Consider the following 23,673-nt stretch of genomic DNA (forward strand, 5'->3'; position numbering starts at 1 on the left):
TTTACTTTAGATCGGATCGATTGGAACTATATTTTCTGATGGATAACATCCCAATACTTTCAAAAAGCGCGTTATTTCTGCTAGTTCTTTAAGTGTTTGTTGCATCTTAATTGAGCGCAGATTGGTTTGCACATCAATATAAAACATTTCTTCCCACGGTTTGCCATTTATTGGTCTAGATTCCAACTTACTCATGACAATATCGTGTTTCTTCAAAATAATAAGTGCATCGACTAAAGAACCAGCTTGCTGTCCTGTTGACATGATAAACGTGGTTTTGGTGGGAACTTGCTCCGATACTTCAATCGGTTTGCGGGCAACAACAATAAAACGAGTGCTATTATTTTGCTGATTCGCTAAATCTCTTTCGAGAACTTGTAATCCATAGAGAGCGCCTCCAGCCTCACTGCCTAGTGCTGCCACTTCAGGGGAATTGAGTTCAGACACTTTTTGCATGGCGACCGCAGTGCTTTCGCAATAGATAATATTCCAGTGAGAATATTTATTGAGGTATTGATTGCATTGTTGGAAAGGCTGAGAGTGGCTATAAACCGTTTTTATCCTTGAGGTATCAGTTTGTCCGGTAATCAATAAACAGTGATTGATTGGCAGGGTTATTTCTCCGACAAGGGATAAAGGTGTATGTTGCAGTAAATCATAAACCTCATTGATTGCCCCTGAGCTGGTATTTTCCAGAGGCAGAATGCCATAATCTGCTTGCCCAATCTCAACTAATGAAAAAATGTCTGGAAACTTGTGGCAGCTGCATTCAATTAGTTGGTTAAAGTGGCGAGCCGCAAATTGACGCGCTGCAAGATGAGAATAGGAACCTTTTGGCCCTAGAAAAGTAACGCGAGCTGAGTCAAAGTGAGTCTGATTCAGATGCTGTTGTAATAACGCTTGCTGAGTAAGAACTGAATCTTCAATGATCATCTGAAATAGCCGGGTAATGTAGAATCCATCTAATCCATGGGATTTACCCTTTGTAATTAATGCATTTAGTAGTTCTTGCTCACGGTTTTTATCTCGGATAGGGCGGTGATCGAGAAGTTTTGTCTGGGCGATATTAGTTGCTAATTGTCGGCGTTTAGCGAGTAAATCCAGCAATTCAGTATCAATACTACTAATCTCTTCTCGTAAATTAACTAAATCTTGTTCCATAGCGTGTTCCTGACATTCTTATTATGGGTATAGTGTATTATGGGTATAGTCTATGGCCTGTAAAACAAAAAACCTCCCGTTAGTAGGGAGGTTTCTATTCGTCTGCTTAATTTCTTTTTAAACGAAATACCCCCTCATGAGAAGGTAAAAAAGAAAAATAAGAAAGACAGGTTGATAGCCATTTTGTTTGTTAGCACATTACTTTATGGTTTCAATAATGTACTTTAATTAACCTATTTAGAGTGGAGTGTCAACAGAAGGAGGTTGTTAACTTCATTTTTTACTCTACTACCCTATTGGTTTCAACGTATATAACTATTGTATGTAAGGACAGTTATTGGATATAAGGATAGTAAAAAACGCGCTCATTGAGCGCGTTAGATTAGAAAGAAGTGTGTTTATTATGCTTCTAAATTGAGGTTTGATTCTTTAACGCTGTTATCTGCACGTCGAGCTTCTGATTTATGTTGTACTTTATTAAGTTGGCGCTCTAATTTTGTTAGTAGCTCGTTGATGGCAGAGTACATATCTTCATGTTTTGCACTGGCAACTAATGTACCATTTGGGGTGCCAATTGTGGCATCAACTAAGAATCCCTGAGGTTCTTTTGATAGCACTATGTGTGGGTTAATTAAAGTCACTTGCCACTTATTCAACTTGCTTAGACGGTCTTCCACGTGGCTACGAATTGCGGGGGTAATTTCCATTTGTTTGCTGGTAATGTTTACTAACATATAGTTACCTCTTAATGTTACTCCGTCTTTGATGGATTCAGCATACCGCGCTTTTACGTAAAAAGAATGATCTAAATCACTTTTATTGGGTGATTTAGGACGTGAATGACAGAATTGTGACAGTCAATGAAGATGTGGAGAATATTTGTTGCGGACTGGAGCATAATGCGCCATTATCGGTCAGTTATGGTATTGTCAATTTTGTTGATAATGTCACTATGTAAACTATTTTCGATATAAAAATAACCCAAATAACCCAAATATACCAATGAGTTTCAAGATGCTGCGAGACAGTAAGGGAAGGCATTTCAGGGAAGATTGATAACTAGGTAACCTGAAAAGAGAATGATCGGAAAAAAAGGTGAGCGTTGCTGACAAAACGGCAACTTGAAAGATAATGGGTATGTCTGAATAAAAAAAACAGCAGCCGAAAGCTGCTGTTTTTGATCATAATCTTAAATTTTATTCAGGATTGGCCGCAATCAGTTTTGTCACTTTACCTGCTTCAGTTATCAGCCCTAATTTCTTATAAGCCGATTCCATATAAGAAAGTGCTTCCCGGGTTGCATGAGTATCAGGATAATCTCGTAACATTTGTTCTACGCGATTGACAACTGCCACATAAGCACTGCGTTTAGTGTAATATTTCACGACTGCAAGTTCGTATTTGGCCAAACGCTCTTTGATAAATGCTAAACGCTTAGTAGCATCGGTTGAATATTGGCTGTTTGGATAATAGCGAACGAGTTGACTGAAATCACGGAACGCGGCACGAGCATGTTCAGGGTCGCGATCCGAACGATCAATACCGAAAAAGCCTTGTAGTGCACTGTCATCCAGAGCCTGTGAGACCAAACCACGCATATATAAGACATAATCGATATTAGGGTGGGTTGGATTCAAACGCATGAAACGGTCAATTGATGCAAGAGCCAGTGGGAATTCCGCTGATTTGTAGTAGGCATAGATCAAATCAAGCTGAACCTGTTGGGAGTACGGCCCAAAAGGATAACGGTTATCAAGAGATTCCAATTGCTTGATAGCCGCTTTATAGTTACCTTCTTGCAGCTTTTCTTGCCCGACTGAATAAATTTGAGATGGTGGGATATCAGGAACAGCATCCTTATTGCTGGAGCATCCGGATAAAATCAGGCTCAATGTGGCCGCTGCCACTAGATATTTCATGCGAATCATCACGTGTTGATTATCCTCTGAGAGTTTTCTGGGAGACTGTCCGTGAAGCTCCCGGCAAAATATAGAGTTACAATAGCACACTATTTTAAATGAAACGGCTTTGCCGTCAAAACTCAACGTAAAATATAGAAGTTATATATGGCACAACAAATCCGACTCAACGCAATAGTCGCTGAATCTCAGCTTGGTCAACGTTTAGATCAAGCTTTGGCTGAATTGTTTTCCGATTATTCAAGGTCACGTATAAAAGAGTGGATCTTGGACAATAAAGTTCAAGTTAATGGTAAATTAATTAATAAACCAAAAGAAAAAGTTTTCGGAGGAGAAGAAATTTCCATCAATGCTATCATTGAAGAAGATGCTCGTTGGGAACCGCAGAATATTGAATTGAATGTAGTCTATGAAGACGACGATATTCTGGTTATCAATAAGCCACGGGATTTGGTTGTTCATCCGGGGGCAGGTAATCCTGATGGAACCATACTGAATGCCTTGTTATACCGTTATCCTGAAATAGCGGATGTGCCTCGTGCCGGCATTGTTCATCGTCTTGATAAGGATACAACGGGATTGATGGTTGTCGCAAAAACCGTACCAGCCCAAACCCGTCTGGTGGAATCTTTGCAGTTGCGTGAAATAACCCGTGAATATGAAGCCATTGCCTTGGGATGTATGACGGCAGGGGGCATGGTAGAAGAGCCTATTTCTCGCCATCCAACCAAAAGAACGCATATGGCTGTACATCCGATGGGAAAACCAGCAATTACCCATTATCGTGTTATGGAACATTTCCGGGCACATACCCGTTTGCGTTTACGCTTAGAGACGGGTAGGACACACCAAATCCGTGTACATATGGCACACATTAAGCATCCTTTGGTTGGTGATCCATTGTATGGCGGACGTCCTCGCCCTCTAAAAGGGGCATCGGACGAATTTCGAGAAGTAATGCGCAATTTTGATCGCCAAGCATTGCATGCCACCATGTTGCGCCTTTACCATCCGATTACTGGAATTGAGATGGAATGGCATGCTCCATTACCAGATGACATAGTTAAACTTGCTGAAGTAATGAAAGCGGATGCTGAAGCTTTCAAAGATGAAATGGATTGGTAAGTAAATGACTCCCCTGATTTTTCCCGATTGGCCACAGCCTGAGAATGTTGCTGCTTGCAGTACAGCCCGCGAGGGAGGTTTAAGTTTGCCCCCTTATGACAGCCTTAATTTGGGGAGTCATGTTGGGGATGAACCAGAATGTGTAGAGCGAAATAGAAAACTTCTGGTTGAATATGCTCAGTTGCCACAGCAACCAATTTGGTTGGAACAAGTACACGGAACACGTGTTATCAGGCTTGAGGGTCAGTTACTGGGAAATAATCAGGCTGATGCTGTTTACACAAATGTCCCCGGGCAGGTTTGTGCTGTGATGACAGCAGATTGTTTGCCAGTTTTGTTTTGCAGCATTCACGGAGATGAAGTTGCAGCAGCTCATGCTGGGTGGCGTGGATTATGTGACGGAGTACTAGAAAATACTGTATCTCAATTTAACGCGACACCTGAAATGATTCGTGTATGGATGGGAGCAGCTATTGGCCCTAATAAATTTGAGGTAGGCGCTGAAGTCAGGGAAGCCTTTATGTTGACCAATCCTGAACTGGAGCAAGCTTTCATACCTTATGGCGATAAATTTCTGGCAAATATTTATTTACTGGCTAAATTAAAGTTGCAGTCTGTCGGAATAACAGACATTTTTGGCGGGGCCGCATGCACTGTGACGGAGAAAGAAAGATTTTTCTCTTATCGTCGTGATGGTAACACCGGACGAATGGCAACTTTAATCTGGTTGAGATAATCTATTCCACAGGACGATCTTTGGCGTATAGCGGTAAGTTTCCAATTAACTTTTCAGAAGACCTTGAATATTTAAGGAATGACCTTATCTAATCTCCAGTAGCAAATTCTGACCAGTATTGGAGGTGTTATGCGTCTGGATCGTCTTACCAACAAATTCCAGCTAGCTCTCGCTGACGCCCAATCTCTTGCATTAGGGCGTGATAATCAATTCATAGAGCCTATCCATTTGATGTCCGCATTGCTTAATCAAGAAGGCGGCTCCATTCGTCCTTTATTGACATCGGCTGGAGTGGATACAGCGAGTTTCAATAATCAACTTAACCTAGTTCTAGATCGATTGCCGAAAGTCGAAGGCAATGGTGGAGATGTACAGGTATCCAATGAGCTTGGGCGTTATTTAAATTTGTGCGACAAACTTGCGCAAAAAGCAGGGGACAATTTTATTTCCTCCGAACTCTTTATTTTGGCAGCGATAGAGGAACGTGGAACATTAAGTGACATCCTTAAAGCTGTCGGTGTAACTAAAGATAAAATCACTAAGGCAATAGAACAAATGCGTGGTGGTGAGAAAGTGAATGATCAAGGTGCAGAAGATCAGCGCCAAGCATTAAAGAAATATACAATTGATCTGACTGAACGTGCTGAACAAGGAAAATTAGATCCTGTTATTGGACGCGATGAAGAAATTCGCCGCACAATCCAGGTCTTACAGCGTCGAACTAAAAACAACCCTGTGCTTATTGGTGAACCAGGAGTAGGGAAAACTGCCATTGTTGAAGGTTTGGCGCAACGTATAGTCAATAGTGAAGTTCCCGAAGGATTGAAAAACAAGCGTGTTCTGTCTCTTGATATGGGGGCGTTGTTAGCAGGTGCGAAATACCGTGGCGAATTTGAAGAACGTCTGAAAGGTGTTTTAAACGATCTGGCTAAACAAGAAGGTTCAGTCATCCTATTTATTGATGAATTGCATACCATGGTAGGAGCTGGTAAAGCTGAAGGTGCTATGGATGCCGGTAACATGCTAAAACCTGCTCTGGCACGTGGTGAATTGCACTGTGTGGGAGCGACGACACTGGATGAATATCGGCAGTATATTGAGAAGGATGCAGCTTTGGAACGCCGCTTCCAGAAAGTTTATGTCGCAGAACCCACAGTTGAGGACACTATTGCAATTCTGCGTGGGCTGAAAGAGCGTTATGAGCTGCATCATCATGTACAGATAACCGATCCGGCAATTGTCGCTGCTGCAACTTTATCTCATCGTTATATTTCTGATCGCATGTTGCCAGATAAGGCAATTGACCTGATTGATGAAGCCGGGGCCAGTCTGCGTATGCAGATGGACTCTAAACCAGAATCATTGGATCGCCTTGAACGCCGTGTTATTCAATTGAAACTTGAACAGCAGGCGCTGAAAAAAGAATCAGATGATGCCAGTAAAAAACGTTTAGAAATGCTAAGCGAAGAATTGGCAGAAAAAGAACGCGAATATTCTGAGCTGGAAGAAGAATGGAAAGCAGAAAAAGCTGAGCTTACCGGTACTCAGAATATCAAGGCAGAGTTAGAAAATACGCGCATTGAATTAGAAAAAGCTCGCCGTAGTGGCGACTTAGCCAAAATGTCTGAAATTCAGTATGGAAAAATTCCGGAATTAGAAAAACGTTTGGCTACGGCAACAACAGCAGAAAATCGTCATATGAAATTGCTGCGCAATAAAGTCACTGATGCTGAAATTGCTGAAACTCTTGCTCGCTGGACAGGAATTCCTGTATCCAGAATGTTGGAAAGTGAAAAAGATAAATTGTTGCGCATGGAACAAGAATTGCATAAACGTGTTATCGGGCAGAATGAAGCTGTGAATGCCGTATCGAACGCCATTCGCCGTAGCCGAGCGGGATTATCTGATCCTAATCGTCCCATTGGCTCTTTTATGTTTTTGGGGCCAACGGGGGTAGGTAAAACAGAATTGTGCAAGGCACTGGCTAATTTCTTGTTCGACAGTGATGATGCAATGGTTCGTATCGATATGTCGGAATTTATGGAGAAACACTCCGTTTCAAGACTGGTGGGTGCTCCTCCCGGATATATTGGATACGAGGAAGGAGGGTATCTGACTGAAGCGGTACGCCGCCGTCCTTATTCAGTCATATTGCTGGATGAAGTGGAAAAAGCTCATCCAGATGTTTTCAATATCTTATTACAGGTATTGGATGATGGTCGCCTGACAGATGGGCAGGGAAGAACGGTTGATTTTCGCAATACAGTTGTGATTATGACCTCTAATTTAGGTTCCGATATGATTCAGGAACGTTTTGGTTCGCTGGATTATACAGGAATGAAAAATATGCTGATGGAAGTAGTTGGTCATCATTTCAGACCTGAGTTTATTAACCGTGTCGATGAAATTGTCGTGTTCCACCCATTAGGAAAAGAACATTTGGTATCCATTGCGAATATTCAATTGCAGCGTTTATACCATCGGCTGGAAGAACGTGGTTATCTGGTTACGATGACACCTTCTGCATTGGAGAAATTGAGTGAGGCTGGTTTTGATCCTGTGTATGGTGCCCGCCCTCTGAAACGAGCCATTCAGCAAGAAATTGAAAACCCTCTGGCACAACAGATTCTTTCTGGCAAATTGATACCAGGTGAATTAGTGACCCTGGATCTGGAAAACAATAGTATTGTTGCAAAACAATAGTATTGTCTGCGTAGTAATAGCTTTTATAAGTAATCGTCTATATTTATAAGAGACTGGAAGCGGTTTTCATGACAAACAGTTTGATAATTTGTCGTGGAACAATAGAAACAGATCTTACAAAGATAAAAAGAGGTGGGAAAAACACCTCTTTTTTCTTTTTTTAGGATAAAAAAACTACAATACAAACTGTTTTGACGAAGAAGCGAGCGATTGGCGATATTTTTTAAAATAACTATTGCCACTATCATAAAACTCCCTATAATGCGCATCCGTTGTCACGACAAACACACAAATCTGTCGGGATGACAAAGTGAAAAGCCTTGAAAAATAAGGCTTGACACTGACAGAGGAAAGCGTAAGATACGCAGCCTCGCAACCCGGAAGCCACTTCCCGGTTGCCCCGCTCTTTAACAAGTTAATCAGACAATCTGTGTGGGCACTCGCAGGACTGTATCTCACGCCGCAAGGCGAAAAAGATTACCAAGTCTTGAAGAGTGAACAACAGTTAATTCATTACGAACTAACAGGATAATTCTTTGAGCATCAAACACTTTAATTGAAGAGTTTGATCATGGCTCAGATTGAACGCTGGCGGCAGGCCTAACACATGCAAGTCGAGCGGCAGCGGGAAGAAGCGTGCTTCTTTGCCGGCGAGCGGCGGACGGGTGAGTAATGTCTGGGGATCTGCCCGATGGAGGGGGATAACCACTGGAAACGGTGGCTAATACCGCATGACCTCTTTTGAGCAAAGTGGGGGACCTTCGGGCCTCACGCCATCGGATGAACCCAGATGGGATTAGCTAGTAGGCGGGGTAATGGCCCACCTAGGCGACGATCCCTAGCTGGTCTGAGAGGATGACCAGCCACACTGGGACTGAGACACGGCCCAGACTCCTACGGGAGGCAGCAGTGGGGAATATTGCACAATGGGCGCAAGCCTGATGCAGCCATGCCGCGTGTATGAAGAAGGCCTTCGGGTTGTAAAGTACTTTCAGCGGGGAGGAAGGCGTAAGCGTTAATACGGCTTACGATTGACGTTACCCGCAGAAGAAGCACCGGCTAACTCCGTGCCAGCAGCCGCGGTAATACGGAGGGTGCAAGCGTTAATCGGAATTACTGGGCGTAAAGCGCACGCAGGCGGTCAATTAAGTTAGATGTGAAATCCCCGGGCTTAACCCGGGAACGGCATCTAAGACTGGTTGGCTAGAGTCTCGTAGAGGGGGGTAGAATTCCACGTGTAGCGGTGAAATGCGTAGAGATGTGGAGGAATACCGGTGGCGAAGGCGGCCCCCTGGACGAAGACTGACGCTCAGGTGCGAAAGCGTGGGGAGCAAACAGGATTAGATACCCTGGTAGTCCACGCTGTAAACGATGTCGATTTGGAGGTTGTGCCCTTGAGGCGTGGCTTCCGGAGCTAACGCGTTAAATCGACCGCCTGGGGAGTACGGCCGCAAGGTTAAAACTCAAATGAATTGACGGGGGCCCGCACAAGCGGTGGAGCATGTGGTTTAATTCGATGCAACGCGAAGAACCTTACCTACTCTTGACATCCAGCGAATCCTTTAGAGATAGAGGAGTGCCTTCGGGAACGCTGAGACAGGTGCTGCATGGCTGTCGTCAGCTCGTGTTGTGAAATGTTGGGTTAAGTCCCGCAACGAGCGCAACCCTTATCCTTTGTTGCCAGCACGTGATGGTGGGAACTCAAGGGAGACTGCCGGTGATAAACCGGAGGAAGGTGGGGATGACGTCAAGTCATCATGGCCCTTACGAGTAGGGCTACACACGTGCTACAATGGCAGATACAAAGAGAAGCGACCTCGCGAGAGCAAGCGGAACTCATAAAGTCTGTCGTAGTCCGGATTGGAGTCTGCAACTCGACTCCATGAAGTCGGAATCGCTAGTAATCGTAGATCAGAATGCTACGGTGAATACGTTCCCGGGCCTTGTACACACCGCCCGTCACACCATGGGAGTGGGTTGCAAAAGAAGTCGGTAGCTTAACCTTCGGGAGGGCGCTGACCACTTTGTGATTCATGACTGGGGTGAAGTCGTAACAAGGTAACCGTAGGGGAACCTGCGGTTGGATCACCTCCTTACCAAACGAGCGCAGTATTGTGAAGTGCTCACACAGATTGTCTGATGAAATGAAGAATGAGCAGCGTCTGCGAAGAAGACTTGATGTCCCCTTCGTCTAGAGGCCTAGGACACCGCCCTTTCACGGCGGTAACAGGGGTTCGAATCCCCTAGGGGACGCCACATTGCTCAGGCCCTGGGTGAAAGGCGGTGCCAACGGTATTGTTAAGCGCGGCTTGCGAGCCGGTTTAGCAATATTTGCTCTTTAACAATCTGGAACAAGCTGAAAATTTGAAACGGCCCGTGATTTTACATGAAATCACGGGTGAATCTCTCAAAAACTCCATCCGAAGACACCTTCGGGTTGTGAGGTTAAGCGAATAAGCGTACACGGTGGATGCCTAGGCAGTCAGAGGCGATGAAGGACGTGCTAATCTGCGAAAAGCGCCGGTAAGGGGATATGACCCGTTATAGCCGGCGATGTCCGAATGGGGAAACCCAGTGCAATCCGTTGCACTATCCTGCCCTGAATTCATAGGGGCAGGAAGCGAACCGGGGGAACTGAAACATCTCAGTACCCCGAGGAAAAGAAATCAACCGAGATTCCCCCAGTAGCGGCGAGCGAACGGGGAACAGCCCAGAACCAGCATCGGCCCGTGCATCAGTGGAAGCGCCTGGAAAGGCGCGCAGTAAAGGGTGATAGCCCCGTACACGAAGATGCCCAGGCCGTGAGTTCGATGAGTAGGGCGGGACACGTGGTATCCTGTCTGAACATGGGGGGACCATCCTCCAAGGCTAAATACTCCTGACTGACCGATAGTGAACCAGTACCGTGAGGGAAAGGCGAAAAGAACCCCGGCGAGGGGAGTGAAACAGAACCTGAAACCGTGTACGTACAAGCAGTGGGAGCCTTGATTTATCAGGGTGACTGCGTACCTTTTGTATAATGGGTCAGCGACTTATATTCTGTAGCAAGGTTAACCGTTTAGGGGAGCCGCAGGGAAACCGAGTCTTAACTGGGCGTTAAGTTGCAGGGTATAGACCCGAAACCCGGTGAGCTAGCCATGGGCAGGTTGAAGGTTGGGTAACACTAACTGGAGGACCGAACCGACTAATGTTGAAAAATTAGCGGATGACTTGTGGCTGGGGGTGAAAGGCCAATCAAACCGGGAGATAGCTGGTTCTCCCCGAAAGCTATTTAGGTAGCGCCTCGTGAACTCATCTTCGGGGGTAGAGCACTGTTTCGGCTAGGGGGTCATCCCGACTTACCAACCCGATGCAAACTGCGAATACCGAAGAATGTTATCACGGGAGACACACGGCGGGTGCTAACGTCCGTCGTGAAGAGGGAAACAACCCAGACCGCCAGCTAAGGTCCCCAAGTCATGGTTAAGTGGGAAACGAAGTGGGAAGGCTCAGACAGCCAGGATGTTGGCTTAGAAGCAGCCACCATTTAAAGAAAGCGTAATAGCTCACTGGTCGAGTCGGCCTGCGCGGAAGATGTAACGGGGCTAAACCATGCACCGAAGCTGCGGCAGCAACATGTCAATGTTGTTGGGTAGGGGAGCGTTCTGTAAGCCGTCGAAGGTGAACCGTGAGGTTTGCTGGAGGTATCAGAAGTGCGAATGCTGACATAAGTAACGATAAAGCGGGTGAAAAACCCGCTCGCCGGAAGACCAAGGGTTCCTGTCCAACGTTAATCGGGGCAGGGTGAGTCGACCCCTAAGGCGAGGCCGACAGGCGTAGTCGATGGGAAACAGGTTAATATTCCTGTACTCGGTGTGACTGCGAAGGGGGGACGGAGAAGGCTAGGCCAGCCGGGCGACGGTCGTCCCGGTGAAAGCGTGTAGGTGGGCGGTTTTGGTAAATCCGGACCGCTGATAACACTGAGGCGTGATAACGAGGCACTACGGTGCCGAAGTGGTTGATGCCCTGCTTCCAGGAAAAGCCTCTAAGCATCAGGTCACACAGAATCGTACCCCAAACCGACACAGGTGGTCAGGTAGAGAATACTCAGGCGCTTGAGAGAACTCGGGTGAAGGAACTAGGCAAAATGGTGCCGTAACTTCGGGAGAAGGCACGCTGGCGGTAGGTGAAGGGACACGCGCCCGGAGCCGAGGCCAGTCGCAGATACCAGCTGGCTGCAACTGTTTAATAAAAACACAGCACTGTGCAAACACGAAAGTGGACGTATACGGTGTGACGCCTGCCCGGTGCTGGAAGGTTAATTGATGGGGTTATCCTCCGGGAGACGCTCTTGATCGAAGCCCCAGTAAACGGCGGCCGTAACTATAACGGTCCTAAGGTAGCGAAATTCCTTGTCGGGTAAGTTCCGACCTGCACGAATGGCGTAATGATGGCCAGGCTGTCTCCACCCGAGACTCAGTGAAATTGAACTCGCTGTGAAGATGCAGTGTACCCGCGGCAAGACGGAAAGACCCCGTGAACCTTTACTATAGCTTGACACTGAACCTTGAGCCTTGATGTGTAGGATAGGTGGGAGGCTGTGAAGTGCGGACGCCAGTCTGCACGGAGCCATCCTTGAAATACCACCCTTGAATGTTTGATGTTCTAACGCCGGCCCGTTATCCGGGTCGCGGACAGTGTCTGGTGGGTAGTTTGACTGGGGCGGTCTCCTCCCAAAGCGTAACGGAGGAGCACGAAGGTTAGCTAATCACGGTCGGACATCGTGAGGTTAGTGCAAAGGCATAAGCTAGCTTGACTGCGAGAGTGACAGCTCGAGCAGGTACGAAAGTAGGTCTTAGTGATCCGGTGGTTCTGTATGGAAGGGCCATCGCTCAACGGATAAAAGGTACTCCGGGGATAACAGGCTGATACCGCCCAAGAGTTCATATCGACGGCGGTGTTTGGCACCTCGATGTCGGCTCATCACATCCTGGGGCTGAAGTAGGTCCCAAGGGTACGGCTGTTCGCCGTTTAAAGTGGTACGCGAGCTGGGTTTAGAACGTCGTGAGACAGTTCGGTCCCTATCTGCCGTGGGCGTTGGAAGATTGAAAGGGGCTGCTCCTAGTACGAGAGGACCGGAGTGGACGCACCACTGGTGTTCGGGTTGTCATGCCAATGGCATTGCCCGGTAGCTACGTGCGGAAAAGATAACCGCTGAAAGCATCTAAGCGGGAAACTTGCCTTGAGATGAGTCTTCCCTTGTCCCTTGAGGACACTGAAGGAACGTTCGAGACGAGGACGTGGATAGGCCGGGTGTGTAAGCGTAGCGATACGTTGAGCTAACCGGTACTAATGAACCGTGCGGCTTAACCTGACAACACCGAAGGTGTTTTGGCGGGTTGTTGAGAGAGAAGACGGGGTTCAGATGACAAGAAGCAGCTTGTTCGGGATTGAAAACAGGATTTGTCTGGCGGCAAGAGCGCGGTGGTCCCACCTGATCCCATGCCGAACTCAGCAGTGAAACGCCGTTGCGCCGATGGTAGTGTGGGGTCTCCCCATGCGAGAGTAGGGCACTGCCAGACAATTATTTGCCAGAGAAGCCATCCCTTACCGGATGGCTTTTTTGCGTTTGAAGTATAGAAAATTATAGAGCATAAATTTATTTCATAGACTGATACAAACTATAACCAGTTATAGCGCCTGCTATATCATAAGCAATATCATGCCAACTCCAGCCAGTTCCAGATGGACGGCTATCATAAAATTCTTTCGCTGCCCCAAGTCCAATTGATAAAAATACACCAAATTGTGCACTGTCACGATGTTTCCAATTTTGACGATCCCCATAAGCATTTCCAGCAGCGGCCACAACCGCAGAAAATAAGAAATGTTGAGCTTTATCTTTACCGACCCAATTATCGTTAGCTTGGCGGATATTAGAACAAGAGGTATTCAATAGAAGAGGGAATATTATTAATATATTATTAATTAGGGTGGTTAAGATTTTTTTCATTGTAATTTATGCCATGATTTATATTTTGTTAAATCATAGCTATTTGATAAATAAGATACAAAAAAATCCCCTCTGCAATTGCGAGAGAGGATCAAAAATTTGATAATTATTTATCTATTTTACAGTATTCGGCTGATCAATCTATCAACCCTAATACGACGCAAACGGCGTATCAGCTTTCGAACTTTAACAGGGTAAAGTTGGATATTTTCTAATTCCTGATAATTGTTAATGATTTTCGTATGGGTACGAATGCATTCTAACTCCATAGAACGTTGGGGTTGCATTTCCTGATGAGGGTCGTGAATAAGAATAGCATTTTCCAAATCCAACCCCCATGCACGAGGATTGAGATTATTACCGGTGATCAATTGCCATTTATTATCAATCCAAATCCCTTTTAAGTGATAAGAATTGTCTTGATCTTTCCATAATCGAACGGTTAGCTGCTGGCTATCGATAAATTTTTGTAACCGACTGGTAAAACGACGCAGATTAATTTCATATAGATAAGGCAGTGCCCCGATAATCCTAAATGGTTCTTCCGGCGGAATATAAAAATCATTGGCTGTTTTGTCTCCAATGATGATTTCAACTTGTTTTCCTTGGCGAAGCAAGCGTGATATCGCTCGTACTAACACAGCAGGTAAGTTGAAGTATGGTGTGCAAATAACCAACTTATTTTCAGTACAAGCCATCAAATGACAGATTGTTTTATTCAGCAGGTTTTTCTTCCCTAAGCCAACTAGTGGAGTAACAGCTAACTCTTCGTTTGATGCTTGATTTTCAAAGTGATATTCAGCATTACGCAATGAAACACGAAATTGCCGGATTAAATTTTTAATTTCAAGATTACGGGGGCGGTTATGACTTGCTAAATTTTTTACAGCATCAGATGTAAGAATACTTTCATCTATAAATTGTTTCATGGTAGCTGCAAGTTTTGCATTATGCAGCAAATGGTAACGGTCATAACGATATTTTTCATGGCGGTGCAGATAGACATCATTAATGCTGGCTCCGCTATAAATTACCGTATCATCAAAGATAAAGCCTTTTAAATGTAAAATACCCAATGCTTCACGTGTGTTTACCGGAACACCCGAAATATGAATCTTAACATCAGGGTAGCTTTCCGCCATAGAGCAATACCAGTCTGCGTTTGTTGCCGCTGCTTTTACACCAATACGTCCACGTTGAGCACGATGCCAATCAACTAAAATTTTGATATCCAATTCAGGACGTTTTTGCTTGGCGATATATAATGCAGTCAGAACATCTCGCCCGGCATCATCGTTTTCTAAATACAATGCCGCGATATAAATATGCTTTTGAGCGTTTGCAATGTGTTCCAGTAAGGTGCTGAGGAACACTTTGGATTGATAAAGTGTCTCTATATCAGCAACTGACTGCGGGAGTTTAGGCAGTTGTGCAAGGTGTTGTTGGTGTTTTGCTTGTTTAAATTTAGACAACATCACAGTGCGTTTTTTCTCTTAGTTCAGATGGAGCAGGTTCCATCATAAGGTGTATGAATCAAAATGGTCTGGAATCATACCATTAGTTTGGCATCTTGTGAGCATGAATTAACTTTCCAGTGCTGATTGCTTTAAGTCTGTGCGATCTATCACGAAGATAGGATCTTTCGTGATCTCCAGCACTAAATTATGTTTATGCCTTATACCTTATACTAAAACTTTAATACTAAATTAACGATGCCATCTTCTAACTGAATATCAACAGTGAATCCGAGTTTCTTTGCCAGTTGGATCATATTACGATTTTCCGGCATAGTGATAGCCGTTAGTGTTTTAATACCATGTTCTCTTGTGTAATGAATCAGCTTTGTCATCAGCTGATAGCCTAACGTAATCCCTTTTAGATCTGATCGCACTAATATCGCAAATTCTGCTTCGATATTATCCGGATCAGCCATAGCACGAGCGACACCAATAATTTCGGGCGTTGTTGTCGGATGACGTATCGCAACAAATGCCATTTCTCTGTCGTAATCAATTTGGGTCATATTGGCAAGATCATCATGGGTAAACTCACTAATCTCGCTGAAATAGCGGTAATAAAGGTCTTCTTTTGTTACCTGACTGATGAATGATTTCAACAAAGGCTCATCTTCCGGCAAAATCGGGCGTAGAAGACATTTAAGATCGTCTTTTATATAGATAGTTTCTTCCAGTTCATTGGGATAAGGCCGAATAGCAAGCCGATTATGGGGGTCTCCTATTACTGGTGTTAATTCCATAACTACATCCAGTAAGGTGAATTCATTACCTGATGCAAGCAGCGGATGAATATTCATGCGAACAATTTGGGGGCAATCGATCAGGAGATTAGATACTCTGACCAACAACTGGCTGAGTGCAGGGATATCCAATGGTAACAGTGAACCACCGGATTTTATTTTGCCGCTTTTAATTGCCTGAATAACGAGATAACGGGCCAATGCCATATTGAGAGGGGGAAGAGCGACAGCGGTTTGTGTTTCACTGGTCCAATCAATTCCTCCTTCTCCGAGCATGATTAAAGGACCAAATATTTCATCTTGCTCAATAGAAATCCTCAATTCTTGTGCGCCTGCTCGGTTAGCCATACTCTGCACAAGCAAGCCATGAATTCTGGCTTGCGGGAAATTTTGTTTTACGCGTTCGATAATCGCTTGTGCTGCCGTTTTGACTTCATCGGCATTACGTAAATAAAGCATTACGCCCTGAACTTCGGATTTATGCGGAATATCAGGAGAGCGAAGTTTCAATGCCACCGGATAGCCAATTTTTTCTGCAATACTGACTGCATTATCACTGGTATGGGCAATCCAAGTTGGTAAGGTATTTAAACCGTAGGCTTCGAGTATCGGTTGCACTTCATGGGTATCCAGTTGGATATTTCCGTGATCAAGAGATTGCTGGATACATTCATGGGCACGGGCAGCATTGGAAGTCATGCCGATTGGCAGAGAGGGTGTTTCTTTGAGTTGTTTTTGGTTTCGCTGATACTCTACCATGTGCATAAACGCGGTAATTGCACCTTCTGGTGTGCGGTATGTCGGAATACCAGCTTCACTAAATAAACGTCTGGCCTCTAATGAAGAATATTCTCCACACCAATTAGTAAAGATAGTTATCCATTTTCCGCGAGGATGCTCCTTAATAGCCTGGATAACCCGGACTGCTGTAGTCTGGCTGTGGGATATGGCGCAAGGAGAATGAATAAGTAGTAACGCATCATAACCATGGTTATCTAACAGCAAATTGAGCGCTGCAATATATTGATCGGTTGAAGAATCATCACCGATATCTAAAGGATTACGTAGAAGAAGTGTTTCATGGAGTATATCAGACAATTTACTGGTCGTTTCCTCTTCCAAAACAGCGAGCTTGCCAGTTCTTCTGAGCAGCTCATCCAGTGCCATTGCCGCGGGTGCTGCGCCATTACTGACGATTAACAAGCGTTCTCCCCGCAGAGGGTGCATAAAGCTTAATGTTTCTACAGCAGAAAAAATTTCATGCGTATCTTGTACACGTAGTAGCCCTGCTCGTTGAATTGCAGCATCATAGGCAGAATCAAAATTCTGTTGTTCTCCAAGCAATTGTTGTGCTTTACGGGTACGGCTACTTTTTACAACCAGAATCGGCTTATTGCGTGAGGCACTTCGGGAAGCAGAAAGAAAACGTCGGGCATCGCTGATATGTTCTAAATGTAACAAAATAGCACTGGTCTTACTGTCTCTTGCTAAAAAATCGAGTAGATCATCAATATCAATATCAACACTATCCCCCAAAGCAATAAAATACGAAAAACCAATATTGCGATGATTTGCCCAGTCCAGAATCGTGTTTGATATTGCGGCTGACTGTGAAATAAAAGCCAGTTTACCCTTTAGGATAGGAATGGGGGAAAAACTGGCATTCAGCCCTATCCAAGGTGCCAGAATACCAAGGCTATTAGGTCCCAGAATGCGAATATGATGTTTATGGCTGTACTGTTTCAGCTCATCAAATTGTGATGGTGGTGAGGATAGAATAATAACGGTTTTACATCCGTGCTGAGCCAGCTGTCCCAGCAAAGAAAGATTACGACTGTGATGAGTGCAGAGGACAGCGAGGTCGGGGATTAATGGTAATTCATTGATGGAAGGATATGCCAGAACACTCAGAACGGAACGTCTGTTTGGTGTGACAGGAAGAATAGGCCCTGTAAATCCTCCCATCAGTAAATTTCGCATTAACATCGAACTGGCTTTTTCTGGTTTTTCAGAAGCACCAATAACGGCGATAGATTTAGGGTGTAATAACGCTTCAAGTCCGCGTTGGCTCATATCTAAAGGCTCCTTATCAGTTATCACATCAATAAACAATCGCCGTTCATCAAACAATTATCATGAATAATTTTAGCCACCATCAGTCAATTCAGTGGAAATTGTCAAGAGTTGCTGTGATTGATTACTCAGGAGAGTCCGGACGATTGGATTTTCCAGCCAGATATTGTTCACGAAAATGATTGAAATGGCTGAGCAGTGATTGTGATGCATTCAGATCTCCTGCCAATTCTAGTGTGGCAGCCGCGACTTCGGCAGTACAATGTTGCTCTTTTCTTGACGGCACTCGCAGTAAATAATCCATTTTGGCAAGATTATTAATAGATAACAGAGGAATGCCATCCAAATATGGACTTTTGCGAAACATTTTTCTTGCTTCAGGCCAAGTACCATCCAATATAATAAACAATGGTGGTTTCTGATTATCAGGAAGCTGTTGATACACCGTGCGGGGAGGCGTAGCGTAACTATCCGGAAAGATCAAATAAGGTTGCCGGGCAGAGTCACGCAACACTTCAAGCATCCGTTGATCAGGCTCGGTTCTAGACCAGAGGAAAGCGTGTGTATCCGGCAAAATATCGGCAATTAATTTTCCTGTATTACTGGGTTTCATCGGCTCAGTATCAAACATGATGAGACAGAAGCGGCTTGCCGCGTTTGCTGGTGAAATCATTTCACACAAGCATTTTTTTTGTGGTAATAAACAATGCAGGCAACGCTGCACTCGGCAACCTCTTGCCTGAAAAGGGCGGGTAGATCGGGCAAGGCGACGTTGGCGAAGCTGATAAACGGCGTTGTTATTTCTCATTTAAGAACTCAAACAGGTTCGTGGATAAAGTCAGCAAAAAATTAACGGGTATTTTAATTGATTGTCGTTGCCAGAGGTAGCTTCGGGCGCGAACATCGGGTAATCTTCGCGCCATAACGCAGTTGGAGAAACAAATGAACGATTCCTATAGTGGTAAGAACGGCAAAGTCAAAGTGATGTACGTCCGTAATGAGGACAGCAGCGATAGTCGTAAAGATGATGACCATGGTAAAAACTATGGTCGCGGTAGAAACAATGACCGCAGCAGAAATAACGATCGTCGTAAAAACAGTGACAGCCATAAAAACGATAAACGTCCATTTGGCAGAGGACGTGAGCAGGGTGAGCGTCGTCGCGACAGTGAGCGCCCAGCGTATTCAGGTGATCGTTCTCCTTGGAGAACCATTTCTCGTCAGGAGGAAGATTCTCTTCAACCAGAGCACAGTGGTATCAGTGGCAAAAGCCATATCGATCCTGAACAACTTCGTCGCCAACGTTTGGAAGAAACCCGTATTTATGGGGAAAATGCTTGTCAGGCTATGTTCAAGAATCGCCCTGATGCGATTGTTCGGGCCTGGTTTGTTCAATCAGTTACCCCGCGTTTTCGCAATGCTTTAAAATGGATGGCGGCAAATCGCAAAGCTTACCATGTGGTTGATGATGAAGAACTAACTAAGGCATCAGGTACAGAACACCATGGCGGTGTATGCTTCTTGATCAAGAAACGCAATGGCTTGGATGCAGAAACCTATTTGCAGCAAGCACCAGTAAAAGATTGTGTATTGGCATTGGAAAATGTAGGCAACCCACATAATCTTGGGGCAATTATGCGTAGTTGTGCGCATTTTGGCGTACAGGGTGTAATTTTGCAGGATACAGCAATGCTGGAATCTGGTGCAGCGGTTCGTACTGCTGAAGGGGGCGCAGAGCATATCAAAGGCATTGATGCTGATGGTTTCACAGATACGCTGAATAAATTCCGCAATGAAGGTTACTCCATTGTGACCACATCTAGCCATAAGGGTAGTGCTACACTGGCACAAGCTACATTGCCAGAAAGAATGGTCTTGGTATTGGGGCAGGAAAGTGACGGATTAAGCGACAGTACTTGGGAAGATGGTGATATTCGTCTTTCCATTGGCGGTACCGGTCGGATAGAAAGTCTGAATGTTTCTGTTGCAACAGGTATTATGCTGGCAGAATGGTGGCGTCAGAATAAGGCTTAATTTATATAATTAATGGTACTCAAGTTGCCCTAAAGAATCGTGGCTTGAAAAAAGGAGATAGTTTAATCTATCTTATTAATAAGGCTCTGACTATTTAGTCAGAGCCTTTATTTTTTCCTCCAATTTATTGAATCTGGTTTTATTGTTGTAATGAAAAATGTTTTGCCAGATTTAATAAAAATATTTGTTACTATCGTAATTTGAAATTATTTTTTGGATTTTTATAATTAGCGGGATTTTTAAATAACATATATAAAATATATGGTCGTGAGGTCGTGACATCAATTTATTGAATCATGTATAGTCTGTCTATTTGGAAAACATTCAAATGGCAAAGATTGATGTAATTTGCTCAGGGCAAACGGGTCTAAATTAACCAATGTGATTAACGTTGAACGTTCGTACCGCTAAATAGAATGAGTCGCTACTTGTGGTTTATAATCGGCTTACTTTCAATGATAACCGTAGATACTGCCATGCAAGCAACCACTCTCAGCAATGCCTTTGGGCACCTTACTGATCCCCGTGTTAACCGAACTAAACAGTATGCCCTCATCGATATTCTGACCATCTCGATTTGTGCCGTGATCTGGGGTTGTGAAAGTTTCAATGCGATTGAAGAATACGGTAAGTCCAAAGAGGACTGGTTCCGGCAGTTTCTGGCTCTGCCAAATGGTATCCCCAGCCACGATACGTTTAACGATGTGATAAACCGGCTCGATCCCCTGGAATTTGGGCAGGCCTTTACCCAATGGGTGAACAGCTTAGCCAGAATATCCGATGATATTATTGCCCTGAATGGCAAAACGCTACGGGGAACGCTCGATAAAGCTCCCGGCGCTCCCGCGCTCCACTTGGTCAGTGCCTGGTCAGTGGCGAATCAACTTTGTTTTGGTCAGGTGAAAGTCTCGGATAAATCGAATGAAATCACGGCACTGCCTAAGTTGCTGACCCTGTTGGATATTCAGGGCTCTACCCTCACGATTGACGCGATGGGTTGCCAGTACAAAATCTCGGATCAGATTGTTGGGAAGGGCGCCGGTTATGTGTTGGCGCTGAAGGGCAATCAGGGCGAGTTTCACGAAGATATCAAACTCTTTTTAGATACCCAGTTGACGAAAGATTTTAGGGGCATTGTGCACACCAGAACCCGGAGTACAGAGGGGGATCATGGTCGTATCGAACAGCGTCAGGTGTGGCTGATCAACGATGTCAATTGGTTGAAGGAACGGTATCCTCAGTGGCAGACGTTGGGCGGGATAGCGGTGTGGAGTCCTGGCGGGAAGCACAGGGAAAACCCGAAAGTTACGAGAGACGTTACTACATCACCAGTCATAGCGATAAGCCAGCCGACTTTATCGCGTATGCGATACGCAGTCACTGACATATTGAAACGAAGTTGCACTGGCAGCTGGACGTCAGTTTTGGTGAAGACAGACAGCGCCTGAGAAGTGGTCATGCCGCTGAAAACATTGCTTTAATGAATAAAATAGCGCTTAACCTGTTGAAAAATTAGAAAACGGTTAAAGTGGGTGTGAAAACCAAGCGCCAGAAAGCGGGATGGGATAATGACTATATGTTGAAAGTGCTTACGATGGGTTTTACGTCAGTCTAATTTAGACCCGTTTGCCCTGGTAACTTGCTCCTCTTGTTCCGCAGTGAAAGGGATCCATCGCAATGGGAAAAGGCTAAAATGGTGTCCGGAATTTCTTGACCATATATGGACGTCCCCCGGTTGTGCAAGCATTGAATTGATACGGTTTGCGACCATATATCCGGCGTCATTGTGGGCTGAATCACCCGCGCCATGATGTCATCCGAGCCCTGTTTCCTTATCACTACATAGGTATATGATTACCTTGGTCAAGCACAGGCTATTACAGGACGGTAGCTGTTTTCTCATCAGTGTTTGCAAACTCAGTAAACGTCTTTTTTAATCGGTTAATTCACGGCTTTCTTCATCATAAAATCAACATCATCCTTTAAAATTCGCCAGATAATACGCACCCGTTTGTTGGCCAAGGCGACGGTTGCCTTCATGAAGCCACAGCGGGCAATTAATTTTCTTAACCATCCGTCCAGAACATCCTCACGTTTTTGACAACAGCGCATCACCGCACGGGCACCGTGAATGATTAACGTTCGCAAGTGACGGTTGCCCTGTTTGGTCATGCCAGACAGACGGTTTTTTCCCCCGGAACTGTATTGGCGTGGAACCAGTCCACACCAGGCTGAAAGCTGACGACCATTTTGGAATTGTTCTGCATTGACTTCACTGACAAAAGCGGCGGCAATCAGTGGCCCCACACCGGGAATGGTCAGTAAATGGGCGTAACCCGATTGCTGGCTTGAAACGGCCTGAATGTCTTTATCCATGTTGTAAATACGGACATCAAATCGCTGCATATCTTCCTGCAACGCATGGAGAAGGCGGCGCAGAACAAAGGATAAGGCATTGTTTCCCTCTTCCAGAATATCAGGCAGGGCGTGCCATCGCCGATTTTAGCAATGAGTGTGACGTATGATAGATTTGGTTTTACAGGTATTTGGCTCTGAGGTGCGGCCCATTGATTGTCTCCACGTCCGTACTTCACCCATCCCTTAGCAACAATCGATATAACATCTCCCTTTTTGAGAATAAGCCCTGTAGGTTGACCTTTTTCGGCTTTTCCTGGCACAGCTCCAGACCAATCGTACATAGTATTACCTCCAATCATTATATTTTGAAAGTGACTTTTATCAGTCTATGAAGGCGGGTTACTTCTCCGCCAATGAACATCAATCAAATAGGTTCATCAATACTGGAGAGTACGGCTTGACTAATATTTGATAGGTAGCATGTTTTGATGGCAGGATGACATAAAATGACAGGTGGAGAATTAATCTAATTTGTCAGATCACTGATAGTATTTAGTATGTCTAAAAAAGGACAATTCTCCTCTTTAACCCAACCTCTCAATATTCCCACCATCAAAAAAACCACCATTCCCACCCTGAGCAGGAATAACACAAAATCAGCCACTTACCTAAAGGTGGGGTTTTCTCACCTTTTAACCACTCCTCCGTTTTAAGCGTAGCGATTAAATACTGATCAACCTGATGAAGTCAAAGTGAGGACCTCCAAATAATCAATGGGTTAATCAACTATAGAGCAAATCTCTATTGTGAAAATCACATGCAGGACGGCTTGAAATTAAGCGCTCATCCAAAGTGGGATATCCCACTTTGGATATGGTGATTTCCGCAATACCTTTTGTATTGTGCAGATACCCTATATGTTAAAGGGCAGGGTTCTGACTGATAGTGATTACTGTCCTGCCTTAAAATCCATCTCCATCTTTCCTATTTAACCAGTGTAAAATCTATTGTTATGTGCGGTATTGAGTACGTTTTATGTTTGTACATGGTTGTGTGCATATATTGATTTTTTAAGTTTTACAATCATATTATTCATTTGTTTTTAAAAGATTATTTTATTATCATATGTATTTACACCAAAAATTAAACGATGTTGCTTGAACCGCCTGCAAATTGCTAATAATAGACAGATGCTCGATTTATCTGATCCTGTCCAAAGCTTAAAATTTGCGGATGATTTACTTAACCCAATCGTGGTGTTTACTAATTACTCTGCAAATACTATTTAATTGGAATTCTTTGTATGAAATATTCA

The 23,673-nt window shown here is 44.6% G+C and carries 14 protein-coding genes, 1 tRNA gene, 3 rRNA genes and 1 pseudogene; 10 read left to right on the forward strand and 9 right to left on the reverse strand.

All coding sequences use genetic code 11. The annotated features are described in order from the left end of the window. Positions 1-6 precede the first annotated feature (6 nt). Positions 7-1,161 (reverse strand): bifunctional chorismate mutase/prephenate dehydratase, encoded by a 1,155-nt coding sequence (gene pheA / locus AC5JQI_RS05770; protein WP_493914022.1) that lies wholly within the window; start codon positions 1,159-1,161, stop codon positions 7-9. Positions 1,162-1,562: 401 nt separating this feature from the next. After that, a complete protein-coding gene (gene raiA / locus AC5JQI_RS05775) occupies positions 1,563-1,895 on the reverse strand; it encodes a ribosome-associated translation inhibitor RaiA (protein WP_237386633.1) in 333 nt (110 codons plus the stop codon). Positions 1,896-1,996: 101 nt separating this feature from the next. On the opposite strand from raiA, the gene AC5JQI_RS05780 reads away from it, so the two are divergent. After that, positions 1,997-2,119 (forward strand): hypothetical protein, encoded by a 123-nt coding sequence (locus AC5JQI_RS05780; protein WP_275382615.1) that lies wholly within the window; start codon positions 1,997-1,999, stop codon positions 2,117-2,119. Between the two features lie 238 nt (positions 2,120-2,357). On the opposite strand, the gene bamD is transcribed toward AC5JQI_RS05780, so the two are convergent. Next, a complete protein-coding gene (gene bamD, locus AC5JQI_RS05785; protein ID WP_493914626.1) occupies positions 2,358-3,089 on the reverse strand; it encodes an outer membrane protein assembly factor BamD in 732 nt (243 codons plus the stop codon). A gap of 138 nt (positions 3,090-3,227) precedes the next feature. Between bamD and rluD the strand changes: the two genes are divergently transcribed. The 7 genes from rluD to rrf all read left to right on the forward strand — a co-directional run bounded on the left by rluD (position 3,228) and on the right by rrf (position 13,205). Then, positions 3,228-4,205, forward strand: coding sequence for a 23S rRNA pseudouridine(1911/1915/1917) synthase RluD (gene rluD, locus AC5JQI_RS05790; protein WP_493914023.1), 978 nt, complete (start codon positions 3,228-3,230; stop codon positions 4,203-4,205). A gap of 4 nt (positions 4,206-4,209) precedes the next feature. Beyond that, positions 4,210-4,941 (forward strand): purine nucleoside phosphorylase YfiH, encoded by a 732-nt coding sequence (gene yfiH, locus AC5JQI_RS05795; RefSeq protein WP_493914024.1) that lies wholly within the window; start codon positions 4,210-4,212, stop codon positions 4,939-4,941. Between the two features lie 129 nt (positions 4,942-5,070). Further along, complete coding sequence (gene clpB / locus AC5JQI_RS05800) at positions 5,071-7,644, forward strand: ATP-dependent chaperone ClpB (RefSeq protein ID WP_493914025.1); 2,574 nt, start codon at positions 5,071-5,073, stop codon at positions 7,642-7,644. A 553-nt stretch (positions 7,645-8,197) separates the two neighbouring features. Further along, positions 8,198-9,740, forward strand: a 16S ribosomal RNA gene (locus tag AC5JQI_RS05805). 84 nt (positions 9,741-9,824) lie between these two features. Beyond that, positions 9,825-9,900, forward strand: a tRNA-Glu gene (locus AC5JQI_RS05810). A gap of 187 nt (positions 9,901-10,087) precedes the next feature. Then, positions 10,088-12,997: ribosomal RNA gene (locus AC5JQI_RS05815) — 23S ribosomal RNA — on the forward strand. Positions 12,998-13,089: 92 nt separating this feature from the next. Further along, positions 13,090-13,205: ribosomal RNA gene (gene rrf / locus AC5JQI_RS05820) — 5S ribosomal RNA — on the forward strand. Together the 16S, 23S and 5S rRNA genes with 1 tRNA gene alongside form the textbook arrangement of a ribosomal RNA operon. 77 nt (positions 13,206-13,282) lie before the next feature. Here rrf and AC5JQI_RS05825 read toward each other — a convergent pair. The 4 genes from AC5JQI_RS05825 to AC5JQI_RS05840 form a co-directional block, all read right to left on the reverse strand. Beyond that, complete coding sequence (locus tag AC5JQI_RS05825) at positions 13,283-13,636, reverse strand: YfiM family lipoprotein (RefSeq protein WP_493914026.1); 354 nt, start codon at positions 13,634-13,636, stop codon at positions 13,283-13,285. Between the two features lie 119 nt (positions 13,637-13,755). Then, entirely contained in the window at positions 13,756-15,114 is a 1,359-nt protein-coding gene (gene pssA / locus AC5JQI_RS05830) for a CDP-diacylglycerol--serine O-phosphatidyltransferase (protein WP_323856268.1), read from the reverse strand. Positions 15,115-15,323: 209 nt separating this feature from the next. Beyond that, positions 15,324-17,966, reverse strand: coding sequence for a bifunctional acetate--CoA ligase family protein/GNAT family N-acetyltransferase (locus tag AC5JQI_RS05835; RefSeq protein ID WP_493914027.1), 2,643 nt, complete (start codon positions 17,964-17,966; stop codon positions 15,324-15,326). Between the two features lie 124 nt (positions 17,967-18,090). Next, positions 18,091-18,774 (reverse strand): tRNA-uridine aminocarboxypropyltransferase, encoded by a 684-nt coding sequence (locus tag AC5JQI_RS05840; protein ID WP_493914028.1) that lies wholly within the window; start codon positions 18,772-18,774, stop codon positions 18,091-18,093. Positions 18,775-18,908: 134 nt separating this feature from the next. On the opposite strand from AC5JQI_RS05840, the gene AC5JQI_RS05845 reads away from it, so the two are divergent. Both AC5JQI_RS05845 and AC5JQI_RS05850 read left to right on the forward strand, forming a co-directional pair. Continuing rightward, positions 18,909-20,000 (forward strand): tRNA/rRNA methyltransferase, encoded by a 1,092-nt coding sequence (locus AC5JQI_RS05845; RefSeq protein ID WP_493914029.1) that lies wholly within the window; start codon positions 18,909-18,911, stop codon positions 19,998-20,000. 455 nt (positions 20,001-20,455) lie between these two features. Further along, the gene (locus tag AC5JQI_RS05850; RefSeq protein WP_493914030.1) at positions 20,456-21,448 is read left to right on the forward strand and encodes an ISAs1 family transposase; all 993 of its coding nucleotides are present in this window, start codon (positions 20,456-20,458) and stop codon (positions 21,446-21,448) included. A 493-nt stretch (positions 21,449-21,941) separates the two neighbouring features. On the opposite strand, the gene AC5JQI_RS05855 is transcribed toward AC5JQI_RS05850, so the two are convergent. Together AC5JQI_RS05855 and AC5JQI_RS05860 are read right to left on the reverse strand one after the other, a co-directional pair. Next, a complete protein-coding gene (locus AC5JQI_RS05855; protein WP_493914627.1) occupies positions 21,942-22,484 on the reverse strand; it encodes an IS110 family RNA-guided transposase in 543 nt (180 codons plus the stop codon). A 20-nt stretch (positions 22,485-22,504) separates the two neighbouring features. Continuing rightward, positions 22,505-22,717, reverse strand: a pseudogene (locus tag AC5JQI_RS05860) (LecA/PA-IL family lectin); the annotation flags it as partial. Between the last annotated feature and the right edge of the window lie 956 nt (positions 22,718-23,673).

This window comes from Xenorhabdus sp. XBWT, from assembly GCF_059072735.1.

Coding starts and splice junctions, on each gene's coding strand:
- AC5JQI_RS05835 (WP_493914027.1), bottom strand. CDS start 17,966: ATGAGCCAACGCGGACTTGAAGCGTTATTACACCCTAAATCTATCGCC.
- AC5JQI_RS05840 (WP_493914028.1), bottom strand. CDS start 18,774: ATGAGAAATAACAACGCCGTTTATCAGCTTCGCCAACGTCGCCTTGCC.
- rluD (WP_493914023.1), top strand. CDS start 3,228: ATGGCACAACAAATCCGACTCAACGCAATAGTCGCTGAATCTCAGCTT.
- yfiH (WP_493914024.1), top strand. CDS start 4,210: ATGACTCCCCTGATTTTTCCCGATTGGCCACAGCCTGAGAATGTTGCT.
- AC5JQI_RS05825 (WP_493914026.1), bottom strand. CDS start 13,636: ATGAAAAAAATCTTAACCACCCTAATTAATAATATATTAATAATATTC.
- raiA (WP_237386633.1), bottom strand. CDS start 1,895: ATGTTAGTAAACATTACCAGCAAACAAATGGAAATTACCCCCGCAATT.
- bamD (WP_493914626.1), bottom strand. CDS start 3,089: ATGATTCGCATGAAATATCTAGTGGCAGCGGCCACATTGAGCCTGATT.
- clpB (WP_493914025.1), top strand. CDS start 5,071: ATGCGTCTGGATCGTCTTACCAACAAATTCCAGCTAGCTCTCGCTGAC.
- AC5JQI_RS05850 (WP_493914030.1), top strand. CDS start 20,456: ATGATAACCGTAGATACTGCCATGCAAGCAACCACTCTCAGCAATGCC.
- AC5JQI_RS05845 (WP_493914029.1), top strand. CDS start 18,909: ATGAACGATTCCTATAGTGGTAAGAACGGCAAAGTCAAAGTGATGTAC.
- pheA (WP_493914022.1), bottom strand. CDS start 1,161: ATGGAACAAGATTTAGTTAATTTACGAGAAGAGATTAGTAGTATTGAT.